Source organism: Legionella micdadei (assembly GCF_000953635.1).
GTDB lineage: Bacteria > Pseudomonadota > Gammaproteobacteria > Legionellales > Legionellaceae > Tatlockia > Tatlockia micdadei.
Window position 1 is genome coordinate 1,064,959 of record NZ_LN614830.1, and the last position, 19,788, is coordinate 1,084,746.

Below are 19,788 nucleotides of genomic sequence, written 5' to 3' on the forward strand. Positions count from 1 at the left end.
AAATGATTATTTCCTTATATTTCGGCTAAATTCCCCTTTGTTTCCAGCCAAGTCTTGCGATCTGCCGCCCTTTTCTTGGCAAGCATCATGTCCATCATTGCCATCGTCGCTTCTTCATCATCAAGAGTCAATTGCACTAATCGTCTGGTATTGGGATCCATGGTGGTTTCACGTAATTGCATGGGGTTCATTTCACCTAATCCTTTAAAGCGCTGAACATTAATTTTGCCTTTTGTTGTTTGGGTGAGTTCAGCAATTATTTTTTCTTTTTCTTCATCATCCAAGGCATAATGGACAATTTTGCCCGCATCAATTCGGTACAAGGGCGGCATGGCAACAAAAACATGGCCTGCCTGAACCAAAGGTTTAAAATGCCTCAAGAACAGAGCACATAGAAGTGTTGCAATATGTGCGCCATCTGAGTCGGCATCGGCAAGAATACACAGTTTACCGTATCTTAAGCCGCTTAGATCTTCTGAACCTGGATCAATACCAATCGCCACAGAAATGTCGTGAATTTCCTGTGAAGCCAACACTTGTGAAGAATCAATTTCCCAGGAATTTAAAATTTTCCCTCGCAACGGCAGAATAGCCTGAAAGTCTTTATTACGAGCCTGTTTAGCTGAACCTCCTGCAGAATCGCCCTCTACCAGAAATAACTCTGCTTGGCTGAGATCCTGTTGCAGGCAGTCGGCTAATTTTCCTGGCAGTGCTGGGCCCTGGCTCACTCGTTTGCGAGCAACTTGTTTGGCTTGGCGCAGACGCTTCTGCGCACGTTCAATAGCAAACGCGGCGATTGCTTCTCCTTGGGTGCGGTGTTGATTCAGCCAAAGGGCGAAAGCATCTTTGACCACACTGCTGACGAAACCTGCTGTTTGCCGCGAACTCAAACGCTCTTTCGTTTGGCCGGCGAACTGTGGATCTTTCATTTTAACGGATAATACATACTGGCAGGGCTCCCAGAGATCATCGGCAGTTAATTTGACACCGCGCGGCAGTAAATTGCGTAATTCACAAAAGGAGGACAAAGCCTCATGAAGTCCTGTACGCAAACCATTGACATGCGTGCCGCCCTGAACCGTTGGGATTAAATTCACATAGCTTTCGCTTAAATTGCCACTGGCAGCGGGTGACCAAGCTAACGCCCAATCTACAGTTGCTTCTTCGCTGGAAAATTCACCAGTGAAAGGCTCGTCAGGAAAGTAATCTGTAGGTAATGATTGCCGCAAATAATCAGCCAGTCCTTTCTCATAGCACCAATGGGTTTCTTCATGGGTGGCTTTATTGATAAAAGTCATGGATAAGCCAGGGCAGAGTACTGCTTTGGCACGTAACACATGGGTTAGTTGTTTGATCGAAATTTTGGTGGTGTCAAAATACTTAGCGTTTGGCCAAAAGCGAATAATTGTCCCTGTATCCCTTTTTTTAGTGACACCGGTTTCATTGAGTTCCTGCTGCTTGTCGCCATTGGCAAAGGACATCTGATAGACAATACCATTTCGTTTGATGGTGACTTCAACACGTTCTGAAAGGGCGTTAACCACGGATACCCCAACGCCGTGCAGTCCACCGGAAAAGCGATAATTTTTATCGGAAAACTTTCCACCGGCATGCAGACGAGTCATGATGACTTCAACCCCGCTCAAACCGAGTTGCGGGTGGAGATCAACTGGCATCCCTCGGCCATTATCTTCGACCTCAATTGAGCCATCCTCATGGAGAGTAACAATAATTTGACTTGCAAAGCCCGCAATCACTTCGTCAACACTGTTATCGATAACTTCTTGAGCTAAATGATTAGGTCTGGCCGTGTCAGTGTACATACCTGGACGACGTTGAACTGGCTCAAGGCCGCTTAGTACCTCTATCGCTTCGGCTGTGTAGTTTTCAGACATTAATGGATACTCTCGGGTAAAAAACTTATTTTAACATGAAAATGAGGCACTTCTAGAAGGGGTTAAGACACATCCCGATTACATGCATGGATGAGCTTCTTGTTAACAACCCAGAAGTTCCATTGTTCAACCCTGGGTTGCTTTTTCACTGCGTTCCCTGCAATGACGGGACAGGATTTGACTGGTCACTAGTTAAATCGATTACTCAACCACAATATTCGGGAATTTGTCTGCATAATTTAAGGGTTTACCAGCTAGCGCAACCGCAGCACGCATTGCAGTCTGCAAGAAGGGTCTAGCCAACGGATCATCCGGGTTAGCTGCTGTAGGGTGGCCTTCATCACACTCCTGGCGGATGCGACTGTCTAAGGGTAATTGGCCAAGCAATTGGACGTGGAACTTATCGCCCAATTTTTGTCCACCGCCCTCGCCAAAAATTGCTTCTTGATGCCCGCACTGACTACAAACATGTAAGGACATATTCTCGACTAAGCCTAAAACGTCGATGTTTGTTCTTTCGAACATTTTGATTGCTTTTTGCGCGTCCAAAGTGGCTATGTTTTGTGGCGTGGTTACAACCACAGCCGCAGTTAAAGGGATTTTTTGCACTAGACTTAATTGGATGTCACCCGTCCCAGGGGGTAAGTCAATAATCAAGTAATCCAATTCATCCCATAAAGTAATATCCAGCATTTGGATGAGTGATTTGGCCAGCATTGGCCCGCGCCAAATTAAAGCTTGCTCACTGTCGGTCAGGTAACCAATTGACATGGCTTGTATGCCGTGGGCAGATGCCGGGAGATAATATTCGCCACTGATTTCCACAGGATTCACCTTGCCTAGCATGAGAGGAATGCTTGGGCCATAAATATCTGCGTCTAAAATGCCTACTTTAGCCCCAGCGTTAGCCAATGAAATGGCTAAGTTAACTGCTACTGTTGATTTTCCGACTCCGCCTTTTCCAGAAGCAATTGCAATAGTGTTTTTAATGCCGCGCAATCCTTTGCCAACAAGTTGGGTTCGGTGTGCTTTAATGAAATGCTCAAGATTGATTTGAATTTTATAATCGGGTAAGGCTTGCTCCAAGGCATTTTGCAATGTGGGTAAAAGAGCGGTTTTCAGGGGTAGTGTGGGAAAGCCTCCCTGTAAGGATAAAGAGATTTGCTTTCCTTCTGCGGTTAATTTTGCGTGTAAGCCTAATTGGTTAGCGTTTAAACCGAGTAATTCGTCAGGGGTGTTGGTTAGAATTTCAAAAACACGATTCTCTAAGTTCATTTATTTATCCATTACTAAGATGACACAGGTTTAAGTCTGATTGATATTCCCAGGTAACCCAATGACTGCTCGCTAAATAATAAAGGCCGCAGCGTATAGGTTCTTGGGAGCGAATTGCCATTAGTTGCGCATAATGATTCACCTGTTGACGATGTTGTAGTTGTGCTGCTTCTTCTTCACTGCCAGTTTTAAAATCAATGATCCAGCGAATACCGTCTTCAACGAAGGTTCGGTCAATAATTCTGGTGGACACTAACCCTCTGTCATCAACGAGAAACTCATATTCATTATGTTCTTCTTGATGCGCTTTAATTAGCCATTGGCCTATAGGATCCTTGAATAAATGGGTGATTTGTTGGTTAAGCGATAGGTACGCTTCATCTTGCTCTTTGGGGGTAAATCCCAAACGTTTAAACTGCCTTTTAACCATTGCCCAAGGTATTTCGCTAATCGAAATCGGGTGATTATCGCAAATCCATTGCAATAATTCATGTCCTACGATACCCATTTGCCGTGCTGGCCCATGCGGGACGGAGAGCACTGATTTTTTCCCTAAGGTTTCTGGGGCAGAAGGAAGATGGAGATAAGCCTCGATAGGCAATCGATAGAGTAGTGGTAAAGATTGCCCAGCTGTTTCTTCCAGTTTTTCTTCAGTTTGCGTTAAAAATTCTTGATTTTTTAAGAAGCTGCGAAAAGTGCCTTTGGTTTCCTTTTCACTGCTATCAAAAAGGTAGAGGCGTTTTTTAGCACGTGTTGCAGCCACGTAAAACAAGCGTTGCAATTCGTAACAATCTTTTTCGGCATCTAATTGGCCAAGATAATCATACAACAAACATTGCCCTTGATGTGCTGCTTTAATCGGTGAAACAAGCAAAAGCTCACCTTGTTTCTTGCTCGGAAGTTTTAACCAGCGCAGCATGGGTTGATCTTTATTTTGCGATTTGCTGCTCAAGCCCGGCAAAATCACACAATCAAATTCCAATCCTTTGGATTTATGAATGGTCATGACTTGCAAGCGTGAAGGGTTAACCCGTTGCGAATAAAGTTTGTCGAATTCGGTTTTAAAAGCCTTCAGATCAAGCGGTTTGCCAGGAGGCGCGAAGCGCTCAAGTAATAACCAAAACTGCTCTAAATCATCTTGCTGAGCCGTATCGAGAATTTTATCGACCTGCAAGTCTTTGAGTGTTTGAGCGATCCACTCAACCAAAGATTGTTGATAACGACAGGCAAGTGCATTGTGGAGTACCGCATAGATAAATTGTGCACGCCTACGCCCGTCTTCGCTCAAATGGGTCAAACACTCTGATTGAGATAATGCGTAATAAATGGGTTTTTTTCGGTCGAAATTGGCAACGGAATGCAAATCATTGAGCGATAAACCGCAAAGAGGGCTACGCAACAGCGCTAACCAAGCTAAGCGGTTTGCCGGTAATAATAGTGCTTGAGTTAATGACCAAAGATCCCGAAGATGTGAGAGTCCGGCTAAATGTTCTATATCCACCCCTTGAAAAGGGATTTTTTGTTCACGCAATAAATTAATGATTTCACTTAATTGTGTGCGCGAACGAACAAGGATTGCAATTTGATCATCTGGGTATTTTTTTAACTCTTCTGCTACGCATTCGACTAAAGCTTGTGCTTCCAGGCGACGATTTGAAAATTGCCAAGCCCCAATAGCGCAACTTTCGCTGTCAGTTTTGACATTTACGGAAGGAGAAAAAGAAATCGCTCCAGATTCCACATCATCGTACTGCGGAAAAATGGTGCTAAATTGTTGGTTGACCCAATCAATTATGGTTGCAGTGGAGCGAAAATTACAACATAACTCTAAGCTGTCTAACACCACCGAGCCAATTCCTGTCTGTTTTGCTTTTAAGAAAAGGCCAACTTCTGCCTGACGGAAACGATAAATCGATTGCATGGGATCACCCACGACAAACATAGTTCTGCCGTCATTAGGCTGCCAACCTTGTACGAGCTTGGTTAATAGCTGAAACTGCTGAATTGAAGTATCTTGAAATTCATCAATCAATAGGTGCTGAATGGTGTTATCGAGGTAGAGCGCTAAATCGGTAGGTTGCTCATCATCCCCTAAAGCATTCAAGGCTTGCTGGGAAATGGCGGTAAAGTCTACTTCGTTTTGCTGAGTAAAAATCACATGCAAATGGCCAACCAAAAGGGGCAACAAAACAAATAAAGCCTGCAGTACTTGCCATTGCTCAGGATCATACTGCGGTGGGGGAAGATTTTTGACTTTGATTAAAGACTCAAGAAATTCGGGTGTTTCATCAAGCTTAAGTAAAAGTGCTTTGGAATTTGCTTTTAGTCTATCGTATAGCCTATCTTCGCAAGCGCCTTTTCTGAGGCCAACATGATGATCAAAGCCCTTTCTTAGCTTTTCTTCGGCGGTAAGGAGGAGAGAGGCCAAACCAGCCGCAATTTTGCGGTTTATTTGGTTGAAATTTTCCCATTCACGTAATGCATAACGCGCTGATTCAGGTTTAGATTCAATATTAGCTATTTGACAAGCCAATGAACATAATTCATCACGACAATCTAAAGGAACAGTCTGCACAAAGCGGGCAAGCTCATGCTGTTCAATGGATGCCAACATCTCTTCATAATTAGCTTTGTTCTGCATGCGTGCAGAATATAAAGAGGGTAACCATTGATCACGCGTGGCAAGTAATTCGCCAAATAGGTTAAGGATTCGGTCTTGGCGATTATCTAAATGTTCCAATAGTGTCTTTAGAGGTTGATGAAGAGTTTTGTCCTCAAGTGCGTGCGCAAGACACGCTTTAGCTGCAGCTCGATAATGAATTTCAGGGTTTTCACTGACTTGGGCAAAAGCAACCTGCTTTTCATGCAAGGGGATTGCATGGCATAGCATTTGACATAGGGAATCAATCGTAATAATGCGTAAGCGTCCTGGATGGTCAAGCAACCTCCAATTTTTCTTATCTGCATGGGTAAGGGCTTCTGCAGCATAGTAATAGGTTTGTTCCTGATGAGGGGTGCTTGCTTTCGCACCGCAAGCCACTTGTTTAAGCGCGCACAAAATACGCTCGCGCATTTCACTGGCTGCTTTTCGTGTAAACGTAAGCGCTACAATTTGCTCTGGTTCGTTGACTGTGCTTAACAAACGTAAGTAACGTTGCGTCAGAATTTCGGTTTTACCTGAACCCGCGGGCGCCTGTACTATAAACGAGCGCCGCGGATCGGTAGCTTGTGTACGCTGTTGACTATCCCTAAGCATAATCCAGGTTAATCCAGTATGATCTCTTGTGCAGGTGGCCTGAGATTATAATTTGAACTCATACTATGTCCATAAGCTCCAGCGGTTGCTATCAGGATAATGTCCTTTTCTTGCGTTTTAGGCATGGGCCGATCATAGCCTAAAGTATCGCCCGACTCACAAATAGGGCCAACAATGTGCGCAAAGTCAGCTTTTTCTTCATTCAATCGAGTCAAGTTCACAATTTCATGATAAGCACCATAAAGAGAAGGGCGTATTAAACTATTCATGCCCGTTTCAATACCAATAAAACGGGTTTTACCTTTCTCTTTGCATTGCGTCACTTTAGCAAGAAGGACACCGCTTTCAGCAACAAAGAATCGACCTGGCTCTAACCAAAATGCCAAATTTGCGAAACTTGATTTAACAGCCATAAGCGAGGCATCCAATGCGGCTAAATCCAAAGCTTGTTGCCCAGGCTTTTCAACGATACCTAATCCACCCCCCAAATTAATGATTTTCACATCGGGGAATTGAGGAAGTAAGGAAGTGAGCATCAGCGCGGCTTGTTGCCAGAGCTCAGGAGTTAGAATGCCTGAACCAGAATGGGAGTGAAGTCCGATGACTTTAATATGGTTTTGTTCAATTAATGGAATTAGCTTTGATAAATCAGTGTGCGGAATACCAAATTTGGATTCATTGCCCCCTGTGCAGACATATCTGTGATGACCCGCGCCACAACCCGGATCGATTCGTACTAAAATGTGTTGCTTTTTGAAAATCTCGGGCCAATTCTCCAAAGGATATAGATTATCTACTGTCACATGGCACCCTAAAGAAAAAGCAAACTCATACTCCTCTCTAGCGGCAAAATTAGGGGTAAAGAGGATGCGTTGCTTGTTTATCTGTGGAAAGGTGCTTAAGACATGCTTAAGTTCCTCAAGTGAAACACATTCAAATCCGATTCCTTTTTGGTACAGGGTTTGTAAAAGCGCTGGGTTAGGATTTGCTTTGATCGCGTAATACAATTGATCAATTGATTTTAAGCTAAGCAATTCATTCGCTTTGGCAATTTGAGTCGGCCGATGGTAAACATAGCAAGGTGAGTTTGTGGCTGCAAGGTCAAGCAAGCGCTCGCGTTCGACTTCCCACCAAGGTTTATTCCTTGATCCGCCATTGCCAAATTCTTCTTGCCAGCTCTTGGAGTAATAAAAACTTTGAGGATTATTTTCAATTAATAAGGCATGTAATTTTTGGCATAATTTATCGGCCTGGCCTTCATCGACGACAAAGGTCAAATTCAAATCATTTGAAGCTAAAGACATCAGATACACTTGCTGGGCATCGAACACTTCAAGGGTTGGGCCTAATTGCGGAAGTACGGTGCGGATGTGATGACCAACTAAGCTTACCGCACTGCAGGGTTCAATAAGTTTAGCGCGGCCAAATCGATTTAAATCGGCTAGCAATGCATCCAAAGCGGAGCGATCACGGAGTTTAGCGTTGCTGTCTAAAGAGAGTGTGACGTTAAATTCTGAGGATGATAGCAAATCAACCGAAAAGCCATGTAATTTAAATGCAGTAAAAACATCGGCCAAAAATCCTACTTGCTGCCACATGTTTAATGTATCAATTGAGATCAGGATAATATTGTTTTTAACCTGAATGGATTTAATTGGGGGGGCTTTTTCATCGCTTTCTTTAGAAATGCGGGTGCCGGAATGTTCTGGCATACGCGTGAATTTAACGACCATAGGAATTCCAGCCCTACGTACTGGCGGCAGGCAATTAGGGTGTAGAACTTTAGCACCCATCGATGCAATTTCTTGCGCTTCATCATAATTTAGTTGTTTTAGAAGACGGGCATTAGGTAATTGATGAGGGTTAGCAGTGTAAATACCCGGTACATCAGTCCAGATTTCACAAATACTTGCTTGTAAAAGTGCTGCAAGCAAGGCAGCTGAAGTATCAGAACCCCCTCTTCCTAACAGTACAGTATCCCCTTGCGGATTAGCTGCGAAAAAGCCTTGGGTAATGATGGCATCAGCACCACTGTCAATTAATTTTTGTTTCAGCTCAGGTTTGGGTTCCGAATTACAACGGGCAGCCAGATAGTTTACGGAATCGCCTCCTGGGATAGGGGTAGAAACGAGGGCCTCGCGCACATCAAGCCACAAGCATTTAATCCCCCTATTGTGAAGGAAAGCATGGCCTAGGCGGGTCATCATGAGTTCACCTAGGCTTAAAATTTGAGCACGGGTTTTAGCAGGGGCTTCCTTTAAAAGGGCAATACCTGTTAGCCATTGCTTTAACTGCTCCAAGTCGGCGTTGATTAATTCGGAAGGGACTTGCAGGGCTTCAGCTAGTTCTACATAACCCTGGGCAATTTCGGCTTCTATGTTTTGATGTTGATTAAGAAGTGCTGCTTCGATTGCTTTCTCAAGCTTATTTGAAGCTTGTGTGAGCGCTGAACAGACGATGACAGGTTGCACACCATTAGCTCTATGCTGTTTTGTAATTTCTGCAATATTTTCCCAAGTTTGTAAGGAAGAAACGCTTGTTCCGCCAAATTTTGTAACAACCTGTTGCATATCAAAAGTCCGCGCAAAAAAAGAACACATTATCATGGATTAAAGACCATTGACAAGCAGAACTCGAGAAGTGAATCCTATGGCATTACTCACTCCATAAAAGGTATTTACTAACCATCATGATCTAAATAATTACATATTGGATTTTATATGGATTTTTATGATTTCATTAATAAATTTTTTTTCATTAAGCGGTTGAAAAGCGCTTGAATTCATTTATCATCACTCTCTGTTTTTGCAACATCGTGGGATGTATTTTTTCAGGTAAGGAGTGTGGAGTGAAGAGCATGCAAAGACCCATAAGAACCATCGCCAGTGCAGCCGTCTTGGCGGTGATGGCAAATAATGCCGCTAACGCGGGGAGCTTTTCCCTGTACACTGAAAGTAGTCCGGCTGCGATCGGTAACTATGCTGCAGGCATTGCTGCTGAAGCGGCAGACGCTTCAACGGGTTGGTATAACCCAGCAGGCCTTTCCTTACTTCATAAGCAAGAATTCGTATTTGGTGAAGTAACCGTATTTCCCTCGGCTAAATTGTCAGGTACTAGCACATTTGCCTCACAAGGAATGCCAAGTTATATCCAAACATTTAATCGCTTAAATGGGGGGAAAACAGGGTACGTTCCTTCGTTCCATTATGCGCTTCCTTTCGGTCAGAACTTTGCTTTTGGTTTAAGTGTCGTAGCGCCTTTCGGCTTGGCTACCCAATGGGATCGCTCCGGTCCATTACGCTATGCAGCAACTACAAGTAACTTAGTGACCACCGACGTCTCCCCGGAAATTGGCGGACGGTTAAACGAGCACCTTGCTCTTGGTCTAGGTATCGACTTGCAGTATGCAAGGGTTAGATTCCATCGCGTTTTGGGAGCCCCGACTTTATTACAGCGCTTTAATTTACCCATGTTTCTTGATTCTCTAAGCTACAACAAAGGGCATACATTCAGTGTCGGATTCCATGCCGGAGGTATGGCTTTATTTAATCAAGATCACACGCGTATTGGTTTAAACTACCAATCACAGGTTAGGCACCGTTTCAACGGATTCAGCCGTCTGCAAGGGCGCTTAGCTAGCTTAGGTCCTACGCTCTCACAAAATGCAATATTGGCCGCAGATGGTGAAGCAATATTCTGGAGTGATACGTTAACGAGTAATAAGGTAATATTCCCAGCTGTTACAACTTTAAGCGCATATCAAGATGTTAATAGCAGACTCGCGCTTTTAGGTTCTGCAGTTTATACAGGCTGGAATACCCTAAGAACGCTGGAGTTACAACGTGTTGCGGCTTATGCTCCTCAAGTAGGTCAAGTGCTTGTTAATTCCGCAACGACAGAGTTTTATCGCAACACCTGGCGTTTTGCTTTAGGGGCTAACTACCAGCTTACAGATGTGTTAATGCTGCGGGTAGGCGGTGGTTGGGATCAGACACCCACCCGGGATGCTTTCAGGGATATCCGTGTACCAGATACTAGCCGTTGGGCTGCTTCAATTGGTGCACATTATCAATTACAACCCACAGTTGGCTTTGATTTCGGTTACACACACCTATTCTCTGCTGGGCATTATAAAGTGAATCGTACCGATACTGTAGGATCAGGCAGCACTTATAATGTTAATGCTGGCATTAAAGCGCGTGCTGATTTGCTGGGTATCCAGGCAGTTTGGGTTCTTGACCAACCAGCCCCTGTTGTGCCTACTAAGTGATTTCTAGGACAATAAAAAAACCACGCATTTGCGTGGTTTTTTTATTGCTTTTAAAGGCTAATCTGAAGGTTCTTTTGCAACCCAGCATATTATCTTGTAGTTTTACTAATAGATTAACCCCAAAAGGAAAAGGCCATATTTGGCCCATCTTGCGATAAAAAATGCCACAAATCTATCTACGTAGACAGCGCTGCGTTTTGACCATCTGTTCTCGCACTTGTGCTCAAATCTGATTGTGCCTAATCCAGTATGGAGCTCTTATCCATTACGCTTTCCAAAGCTTAATTAATAAGTTCAAACTTAGGCGTCTTAAACTAGTGCGCTTTTCTTTGTACAGATTGAGCTGATACTGTTAAAGTCGCTTCACCAGCACCTGTGACAGTAAATTTGTAGCCTTTTGGTCCAGTGATCGATTTCGGGCTAATTTCGCCTGTCTCTATGTCGATAGTAATGGTTCCAAGATTGAAGGGCCGGTTGGTGTCGGTAGCGAGCTTAATTAAAGCAGAACATTTGTTATTAACCGTATGACCATAACATGCCATTCGAATCAAGTTCCATGGTACAGTGCCTTTACTTTCAGGTGGAGTTGGTATCGCAGGAATAATTCCATCAATGTATTCATTCATTTCCACCTTAGTGGTATTTCGAATAACTAAATTAGTTGGATTAGCCAAAGCTACAGTTGTACTTAACCCTAAAGCAGTGACAACAAGGCCTTTTAACATTCGATTCATAAAATTAACTCCATTACAAAAGGATTCGTTTGCCTTGTATTTAGTCATAAGCACAAGGCAACGGGGCACTACTATAGGGGAATGTTATTATCGAGACAACATTTTCATTTGAGGTCGCGTAGCGGATTAACTAAATTTGTCTTTTTTAAAAACAAAATGTTTATCTTGGACTCCAATTAATAGTTCTTAAGTTGACTGTTTCTTCAAAAAATTAGCAATGTCCTTGGCAAAATAGGAGATAATGAGATCGGCGCCTGCCCGTTTGATTGCTATCAGGCTTTCTACCATTGCTTGTTCCTCATTAAGCAAACCCTGAGCTGCCGCATTTTTTAGCATGGCGTATTCCCCGCTGACCTGATAAGCACATAAAGGTACTTCGGGAAAATGTTGTTTTACCTTATAAATGATATCAAGATAAGCCATAGCTGGTTTTACCATAAGCAGGTCAGCGCCTTCCTTTAAATCAAGAGCAGCCTCTCTTAATGCTTCGTTAGAATTTGCTGGATCCATTTGATAGGTTTTCCGATCACCAAATTTAGGTGCACCTTGTGCAGCTTCGCGAAAGGGGCCATAGAAGCTTGAGCAGTATTTCACAGCGTAACTCAAAATTGCCGTGTCAGAATGTCCAGCCTTATCCAGAGCCTGCCGAATAGCCGCTACCATCCCGTCAGTCATACTGCTTGGAGCCACCCAATCAGCACCTGCATCGGCATGGCTTACTGCTTGTTGAGCCAGTAATTCTAAGGTCTTATCATTGTCCAATTTTTCATCGTGAAGAGCGCCGCAATGACCGTGATCAGTGTATTCGCAAAAACAAACATCAGTGATAATCAGCATGTTTTTATTGGTTTCGCGAATAACACGCACAGCTTGCTGAATAATTCCTGTTGAGCTTAAGGATGCACTGCCAATGGCATCTTTGTGGGCAGGAATACCAAAAAGTAAAACAGCATTAACCCCAGCTTCGGAAAGTTGATCAATCTCGGCTGGTAAGTTATCTAACCCCAGTTGAAATTGACCTGGCATGCTTTTAATCTCTTGTTTGCCGGCAAGTGTTTCAGCAATGAATAATGGCGCAATAAATTGCTGCGGATGTAAATGGGTTTCCTGCACTAAAGCTCTTACCGCAGGGTTAAGACGTAGCCGTCTTAAACGTAGGGGGAGATGAATATTGGACATATTTATTCCTTTTGATGCGTGTATAGCAAATCAGCGCCGCTGGCTGTCAGACTGGCATTAACTTGAATACTTAAAAATTTGTTCAATAAATAGGTTAAGGTAAATACATTCGAATCAGCCTGGGCCAGCCCAAAATTATAACTTACATAAATCCGCTTGGTTAGCGATTTTCCTACCATAACAGAGTTAGATTCGGTGATTTCATTAGTTTGCTGATTATACTTGGTGTTGCTTTTTATATTCAAATCTACACCTAAAGTCTGCTTCAATTGAGATAATAATTGCGTACCACTTGTTCCAGCTCCCAGCTTCATTGAGCTAATGGCATTCAAGAGGAGTTGGCCGCCTGCCTGGTTAGCTTGATTTGCGGGTTTTCCTAATAAAAGCATGGATAAAATATCTGCTTGCGACAATGTGGAAGGCTCAGAGAACAGCTGAATTTTCGGTGAGCTCAGTCGGCCGCTCACATTTATGCCTACTGTAACCTCAGTACCAAAATCTAATTTTTGTAAGTTAGCTGAATTGAAATCGAACAACTGATTGGAACCTGAAAAAGAGGCATTTGAATTGTTAAAACGACGAACAGCCCTAATACTGATTCCTGGATTATCAATGGATCCTCCAGTAAAAATAAGCTGGCCTTGATCGATTGCTAAATCTTGACCATAAGCTTGGTATTTTCCATCGCGAACATTCAGTTCGCCGCTTGCATTTAGGGGGCCTTGCGGTAATTGGAGCAGGCGGATACTACCAGTAAGAAATCCACGTAGACCTTTAACATCAATGGCAACATTCTCTCCCATATCCAAGTAAATATCAGTATTGAGATGAAGCGGGTTAGGCGGTGAAGCGGGTTTTGTACCAATAAAAACGGCGTCTTCGGATAAACTTGTCGTGCTTGTAAAAGTTTGTGGTTTAATTTGAGCAGTGGGAATTAAGATTCGTCCGGTGAGATCAATTGAATTTGGTTTAAAATGAATAGCTAATTGGGGTGATAAATTAATTGTATATTCATCTGTTTTAATGAGTGGAAAATCATTCCCGCTTAAAGAAAGAGATCCGGTCATTTCTGGGGTAAAATCACCATTACCTTTTAACAAAAGGATCTTATTTTGCGATGCAATAGCGCCTTGGGTAGTCCAGCGTTTATTATGGTTTTGAAAAGTAATCTGGATGGGATTCAAATTAAGCCCAAGCTGAGGAATAAGAAGTTTTGCTTTATCGAGATTAAGTGCCCCTTCTATTACCGGGTTGTTTATTGTTCCGCTCAGATTGAGCAAAGCATTTAATTGGCCCTCAATATTACTCGCTACATTACTGAATTTTTCCAGAAAAGCTAAGGAATTTACGTTCAAATTTAAATTACCTTTAATGGGTTGGTTAGCAGGCAGGCCTTCGTTTAACCGAAATCGGGGTAATTCAAGATTTAATCTAAGGGATTTATATTGATCAAGAATTAAATTTCCTTCGACTTGCAAGCGGCTAGGATTTAAATCTGTATGAATTTGGCCGCCTGTAAATGGTAAAACGGCTGCTGAATCTTCATCAGAAAGTTGATATTTTCCTGGCTGAATCGTTATATTCATCTCGCCATTGGCAGGACTAGTAATTGAGGCATTGGCATCAAATCCAGTTTGCAAATGTTTAAGATTAGGATGTAGCAATGAAGGGGTAGGGATTATTGCTCGAAGTTGCCATTGATAGGGGAATAATCCCTTGATTTGAAGTTGATTTACACCCAAAGAAGCTTGGCCATTAAACTGGTGATTTTGATAATGAAGCGTTGCCGCAAGAACCTTGCCAAAATACAGTGTTGTTAACGCGGAGTCTAACGATAAATTATCCAGTGAGTTTCCACTAAAAGCGGTATTCCATTTAAGCTGCTGAATAGGTTGGTCTGTCCCTGTCAATTCATCTGATTTTGCAAGAATTTGACCTTGTATTTTAGGTGCTGCTTTTTCATCATAAGCGACATTCACATTCATCTCCCCCTGGGCTAATTTTATAGTGCTTTGGGTTTGCAGTGATTGTTTTGTGGTCTGGCCAGTAAATTGGATATCAGCACGAATGGGCGACGAGAGTTTGGCGTCAAGATTAACATTCACATTAGGAATAGTGCCGTCAATTTGCAGCCTGCCCTCGCTGCTTGCGAGCATTTGTTCTTTATCGAGAGGCCAGATAAACTGACGCCAAGTGGCTAAATGATGTATTTCCTTCCCATAGCGAAGTGTACCGTTAATTACTGTCCCTTTAGGTTTAAGCATTTCGCCATGCCAATAGTAGAGGGAAATATCTCCTCCTAAGTTTAAAAAACCCTTAATATTTTGAGCAAGTTTCTGTGATTTTAATTGTAAATTGGCTGATATTGCGTAAGGTAAAGTGGGTTGAGCATGTCCTGAAATTGCAAAATTTATATCAGAAAAAGTAAAGCTAAGTTTATTGAATTGCCAGATTTTATTGGTTATATTGGCTGTTAATTTAAGGTTGAAAAATTGATAACTGTTTTCGGTTTTTGTTATTTTTAGGTTATCAATTAAAGCCTCTTTAATTTCAATATTAAGTGGTAATGTAATTTGTTTTTTTTCTTCCGAGTTATCTTTGTTATTTTTTAATTCTATAGATAACATCTTTACGTGAAAAGCCTCGATCAATAATCGACGGTTTAAAAGGGATCGCCACTGCCATTTTAAGTTAAAATTTTCGCAATCAAGCACCAATTGCACGCCTTGATAATTGAGGTGGGTAAAAGAAAAATCATCAATTAGCCTGCCTTGTGGTTTTTCAATAGTCAGCTTGCCAGGTAAAGTGATTTTCGCCAATTGTGTAGTAATAAAAAGACCAGGTGTAGTAGTTAGCAAAAAAAGAAACAGAACTCCTAATAAAATAAAAAGGATAACTAAACTTTTTATAAGCGATTTTATAATAGTAAGAAAGTAGCGCATTATAAATCTGGTCCCATGTTAACCACAAATTTCGGACGTTTCGCATGATGACTATGATGGGTGCCTACTGCTTGGGCGATACCTATCTTGATAGGCCCCACTGGCGATACCCACATAAGGCCAATACCAATATCATTTTTTAGGTTTCTAAGGTTTGGCCGGTAAACATCGCCACTGTCAAAAAAGCCGATTAGATACCAATTTTCTTTGGTTTCTTTTTGGATTTCTAGGCCACTGTAGGTCAAAATTTTACCCGGGCCAATGGAATTAAACTTATAGGCTTTTAAATTCTCGGCACCTCCCAACAATAGGGCAAGTGATAGGGGTAATTGGTTAATGTCCCTAATTTGCGTGATACCTTGAATAGTATGAAAATAGAAACGGGTACGAATGAGAGGAACGGTAAGAGCAGCTTTTGCATTGATTGAAGCTTGGACAAAATTTTCGTTTGAAAGAAATGCCTTACTCGCCCCGAGCCCATGAACCGTGATGTTGTATCCTGAGGGAGAAAAAAGATTATTTTGGGTTTTAAGCCAAGTAAAGCTTGCTTTCGGGAATATTGCACGTTTATTCTCATTTGGCTTGCGATAATAGTGATAATCGTCATAAAGGGCATTTATGGATAAAACGCGCTGAAAATTAGCTAAAGTATGATGCTGCGAGAAAGAGAGTAAAGAGGATTTACTGTATCCTGAATCGTAATTCAAAGCAGATAAATTTCCGCTAATTTGGTATTGATCAGTCACTGGATTTTTACCGGGTATAACGTACTGGGCTTTTAGCGCGCTTTGAGCAACAGAGCCTAACGCAATCAAATTCAATTTATGTCCCGCACGGTTGATTGGAACAATATGGTATCCAACTCGTCCACGCAGCCCTGTGTCTGTACCGTAGCCAACACCAAAAGAATAGCTCGTACGGGGAATCGGCTGTAAATGGACATGGACGGGGATATCACGCTTATAGCCCCCAATTTGCGGTTTGACTGCAACGCTGCGAAAGTAGCCGCTGCTTACTAATTGTGTGTTCAATGCCAGGATTTGATCCGTGGAGTAGGGCTGACCGAAGCTAAAAGGGACATATCGATGTAATAATTCTGTTGAAATATTAGTAGGATCAAACTTAACTTGGCCAAAGTAATATTGGGGCCCTGTATCGAACACCAAAACAATTTGCGAGGTATAATGATTTAAATCGATAAGCATTTCTGCTTTTTCAAAAGACGAATGTAAATATCCCTGTTGCTCAGCCGCATCCGCCAGCATTTGTTTAGCCTGTTCATACTTGGCGCTATTTAAAGGTTGGCCAGGTGCTATCGGCAATTTATTTAAGGTCGCTTTAATTTCGGAATTATTTGCTCCTTCGCCTTTAAGATTGATGTTTAATTGCGTGATTAGCATTTGAGGTCCAGGATCAATCTGGATTTGTAAGGGCTGTCTTCTTAGCGTAATTTGCGGTTTAAAATAGCCGTAAGGTTGCATTGCCTGTGTGATTTGCTGTTTAAGCGTTTCATCAGATTCTTGGTTTAAGGATTTGGTTTGTTCAATTTCCATTAGACGCGATTGGATATTAGTTAATAGCTTTCCTTTCACACCAATAATATAAAAATTCATTTTGGTTGCGGCCATTAATAATGGCAGGAAGACAATAAAAAGAAAGCGTGTCTTGTTCATGCAAGCCCTGTTACTGCATTGGCTTCCAGTGCCTTTAAGTGATAGACGAACTCCAGTGCTTCGCGAGCCGATAAGTTATCGGCATCAATTTTTGCCAGTTCCCGCATGATTGCTGAATAAGTCTGTTCAACAGCAATGGTTTTTTTTTCGGTTTGTGATTGGACTTGATTTAAATGTTGGTTGGCAAGTTGCAATACCTCTTTGGGAATTCCTGCTAATTGGGCTACTTCTAAGCCGTAGCTGCGATTAGCAGGCCCTTCTTCCACGTGATAGAGAAACACAATGCCATTGTTTGTCAGCGTGGCTTTTAAATGAATATTCCGAATGCGATTGAAGAGTTCTGGTAAATGGGTGAGTTCAAAATAATGAGTAGAAAACAAAGTATAGGCGTTAATGGTATTAGCCAAATAAACACCAGTGGCAAACGCTAAGGCCATGCCGTCGTAGGTACTTGTCCCACGGCCAATTTCGTCAATTAGTACTAAGCTTTTATTTGTTGCCTGGCGTAAAATGTAGGCGGTTTCGGTCATCTCCACCATAAAGGTGGAGCGGCCTGAGGCCAAATCGTCTGAGGCACCGATGCGAGTAAAAATGCGATCCAGAGGACCTATCCGTGCTTGTTTTGCAGGGACGTAACTGCCTATATGTGCCAGCAGTACGATTAACGCGTTTTGCCGCATATAAGTCGATTTTCCACCCATATTGGGTCCTGTAATTAGCAGCATGTTTTCTTTACTGTTTAGATCTAAATCATTAGCAATGAATTGCTCTTGCAAAGCAAGCTCAACCACTGGATGGCGGCCTTGTACTATATGAATGCCCCCTTGGGTAATAAATTCGGGACAGCTCCAATTGAGTGATTGTGCACGTTCGGCAAAATTTGCCAGTACATCAAGTTGGGCGAGCGCATGGGCTAACCGGGTGAGCGGTTTGATATATTGCTGCATCTCTTCCAGTAAATTGTCGTACAGCCATTTTTCGCGTGCTAACGCCTTCACTTGCGCAGAAAGTACTTTTTCCTCGAATTGTTTAAGTTCAGGTGTGATGTAGCGTTCGACATTTTTTAAAGTTTGTTTACGTTGATAATTTAAAGGTGCTTTTTCTGACTGATTACGTGATAACTCAATGTAGTAACCCTGCACGCGATTATAACCAAATTTCAATGTCGACAAGCCAGAACGTTGTTTTTCTGCATGTTCTAATTCGATGAGCTTTTCTGTCGCATTCTCGTTTAATGCCCTCAATTCATCGAGGCCTTCATCAAATCCAGGGGCAATTACCCCACCATCGCGAATAAGCATTGGCGGATTATCAACAATGGCAGTATTGAGAAGGTTTTGGAGCTCGGGTTGTGCAACTAGATGGTTAGTTAGTTCACTGAGCAGACTCGATTTATTTTGTTCAATGATTTGATTAAGTTCAGGAAGGATTGCCAGCGTTTGCCGTAATTGGACAAGATCACGGGGTCTTGCTGATTTCAAAGCAACTCGTGAGACAATACGCTCAACATCACAAATTTGTCTTAACAGGGGATGGAGAAGGGCTGCTTGATTTTTCTCAATGAGTTCACTCACTGCATTTTGACGTTGCCGAATGAGGTTCGGTTGATTGAGAGGCCTGCCAAGCCAGCGTTTGAGTAAACGGCTTCCCATCGCACATGCTGTATAATCAAGAACGGCGAGCAAGCAATTTTCTCGGCCGCCTTGGTTGTTTTCAAATAATTCCAGATGTTTTTGGGTCGAAGCGTCTAATTGCAAATAATCCTCATTTTGTTCCAAAGTGATATGGGTTAAATGAGGCAAGGCTTGCCGTTGGGTACTTTGTAAATAAGTTAATAGGCAACCGGCAGCAGGAAAGGCGATAGCACACTCTTGTTCACCAAAGGCAGTTAAATTGCTAACTCCAAATTGCCCGCACAAAAGTTGGCGGGCGCGCGTTAAATCAAACTCCCATTGCGGGCGAATTTTTACGGTGAATTGGCCAATAGGCAACGACTGCTGGACTAAAATTTCAGCAGGCTGCAACCGATGAATTTCTGCGCAAAGTTGTGCCTCATCTTTAACTTGTAATAAATGGAAACGCCCCCCGCTTAAGTCAACCCAAGCAAGGCCATATTGCTTATTGTCCCCATGAATAGCGAGTAAAATGTTGTCCTTTTTTGCGTCAAGGAGTGCTTCGTCAGTGACCGTTCCTGGAGTAATAATACGGGTGACTTGACGCTCAACAGGTCCTTTTGAGGTTGCTGGATCGCCAATTTGCTCACAAATGGCAACCGATTCGCCTTTTCGGATCAATCTGGCCAAATAATTTTCTACGGCATGATATGGGACACCGGCCATGGGAATCGGTTTATCCGCAGATTGGCCCCGGTGGGTTAAGGTTAGGTCTAGGAGCTTAGCTGCCCGTTTGGCATCCTCATAAAAAAGCTCATAAAAATCACCCATCCGGTAAAACAAGAGCATGTCAGGGTATTCTGATTTGATGCGTAAATATTGCTGCATCATGGGGGTATGCGTGACAGACATAGATTTTCAAAAGCAAATGAATTTGGGGGAATTCTAACA

The 19,788-nt window shown here is 42.6% G+C and carries 10 protein-coding genes; 1 reads left to right on the forward strand and 9 read right to left on the reverse strand.

What is annotated here, in order from left to right; all coding sequences use genetic code 11:
- Positions 1-14: 14 nt before the first annotated feature.
- From parE to LMI_RS04855, 4 genes are all read right to left on the reverse strand, one after another.
- Positions 15-1,895 (reverse strand): DNA topoisomerase IV subunit B, encoded by a 1,881-nt coding sequence (gene parE, locus LMI_RS04840; protein WP_045098787.1) that lies wholly within the window; start codon positions 1,893-1,895, stop codon positions 15-17.
- Between the two features lie 201 nt (positions 1,896-2,096).
- Entirely contained in the window at positions 2,097-3,170 is a 1,074-nt protein-coding gene (gene apbC / locus LMI_RS04845; RefSeq protein WP_045098788.1) for an iron-sulfur cluster carrier protein ApbC, read from the reverse strand.
- Positions 3,171-3,174: 4 nt separating this feature from the next.
- Positions 3,175-6,426 (reverse strand): UvrD-helicase domain-containing protein, encoded by a 3,252-nt coding sequence (locus LMI_RS04850; RefSeq protein WP_045098789.1) that lies wholly within the window; start codon positions 6,424-6,426, stop codon positions 3,175-3,177.
- An 8-nt stretch (positions 6,427-6,434) separates the two neighbouring features.
- Positions 6,435-8,996: a bifunctional aspartate kinase/diaminopimelate decarboxylase gene (locus LMI_RS04855; RefSeq protein WP_045098790.1), complete on the reverse strand. Its 2,562-nt coding sequence runs from the start codon at positions 8,994-8,996 to the stop codon at positions 6,435-6,437.
- Between the two features lie 278 nt (positions 8,997-9,274).
- Between LMI_RS04855 and LMI_RS04860 the strand changes: the two genes are divergently transcribed.
- A complete protein-coding gene (locus LMI_RS04860) occupies positions 9,275-10,696 on the forward strand; it encodes an OmpP1/FadL family transporter (RefSeq protein ID WP_045098791.1) in 1,422 nt (473 codons plus the stop codon).
- Positions 10,697-11,010: 314 nt separating this feature from the next.
- On the opposite strand, the gene LMI_RS04865 is transcribed toward LMI_RS04860, so the two are convergent.
- The 5 genes from LMI_RS04865 to mutS all read right to left on the reverse strand — a co-directional run bounded on the left by LMI_RS04865 (position 11,011) and on the right by mutS (position 19,749).
- Positions 11,011-11,430, reverse strand: coding sequence for a hypothetical protein (locus LMI_RS04865; RefSeq protein ID WP_045098792.1), 420 nt, complete (start codon positions 11,428-11,430; stop codon positions 11,011-11,013).
- A gap of 186 nt (positions 11,431-11,616) precedes the next feature.
- Positions 11,617-12,609, reverse strand: a complete 993-nt coding sequence (gene hemB, locus LMI_RS04870) for a porphobilinogen synthase (protein ID WP_045098793.1) — start codon at positions 12,607-12,609, stop codon at positions 11,617-11,619.
- A gap of 2 nt (positions 12,610-12,611) precedes the next feature.
- Positions 12,612-15,551: a translocation/assembly module TamB domain-containing protein gene (locus tag LMI_RS14835; protein WP_052679453.1), complete on the reverse strand. Its 2,940-nt coding sequence runs from the start codon at positions 15,549-15,551 to the stop codon at positions 12,612-12,614.
- Positions 15,551-17,224 (reverse strand): autotransporter assembly complex protein TamA, encoded by a 1,674-nt coding sequence (locus tag LMI_RS04880; RefSeq protein WP_045098794.1) that lies wholly within the window; start codon positions 17,222-17,224, stop codon positions 15,551-15,553. Before LMI_RS04880 ends, LMI_RS14835 begins: the two co-directional genes overlap by 1 nt.
- Complete coding sequence (gene mutS, locus LMI_RS04885; RefSeq protein ID WP_045098795.1) at positions 17,221-19,749, reverse strand: DNA mismatch repair protein MutS; 2,529 nt, start codon at positions 19,747-19,749, stop codon at positions 17,221-17,223. The genes LMI_RS04880 and mutS overlap by 4 nt, the downstream gene beginning before the upstream one ends.
- Between the last annotated feature and the right edge of the window lie 39 nt (positions 19,750-19,788).

Coding starts and splice junctions, on each gene's coding strand:
- parE (WP_045098787.1), bottom strand. CDS start 1,895: ATGTCTGAAAACTACACAGCCGAAGCGATAGAGGTACTAAGCGGCCTT.
- apbC (WP_045098788.1), bottom strand. CDS start 3,170: ATGAACTTAGAGAATCGTGTTTTTGAAATTCTAACCAACACCCCTGAC.
- LMI_RS04850 (WP_045098789.1), bottom strand. CDS start 6,426: ATGCTTAGGGATAGTCAACAGCGTACACAAGCTACCGATCCGCGGCGC.
- LMI_RS04855 (WP_045098790.1), bottom strand. CDS start 8,996: ATGCAACAGGTTGTTACAAAATTTGGCGGAACAAGCGTTTCTTCCTTA.
- LMI_RS04865 (WP_045098792.1), bottom strand. CDS start 11,430: ATGAATCGAATGTTAAAAGGCCTTGTTGTCACTGCTTTAGGGTTAAGT.
- hemB (WP_045098793.1), bottom strand. CDS start 12,609: ATGTCCAATATTCATCTCCCCCTACGTTTAAGACGGCTACGTCTTAAC.
- LMI_RS14835 (WP_052679453.1), bottom strand. CDS start 15,551: ATGCGCTACTTTCTTACTATTATAAAATCGCTTATAAAAAGTTTAGTT.
- LMI_RS04880 (WP_045098794.1), bottom strand. CDS start 17,224: ATGAACAAGACACGCTTTCTTTTTATTGTCTTCCTGCCATTATTAATG.
- mutS (WP_045098795.1), bottom strand. CDS start 19,749: ATGTCTGTCACGCATACCCCCATGATGCAGCAATATTTACGCATCAAA.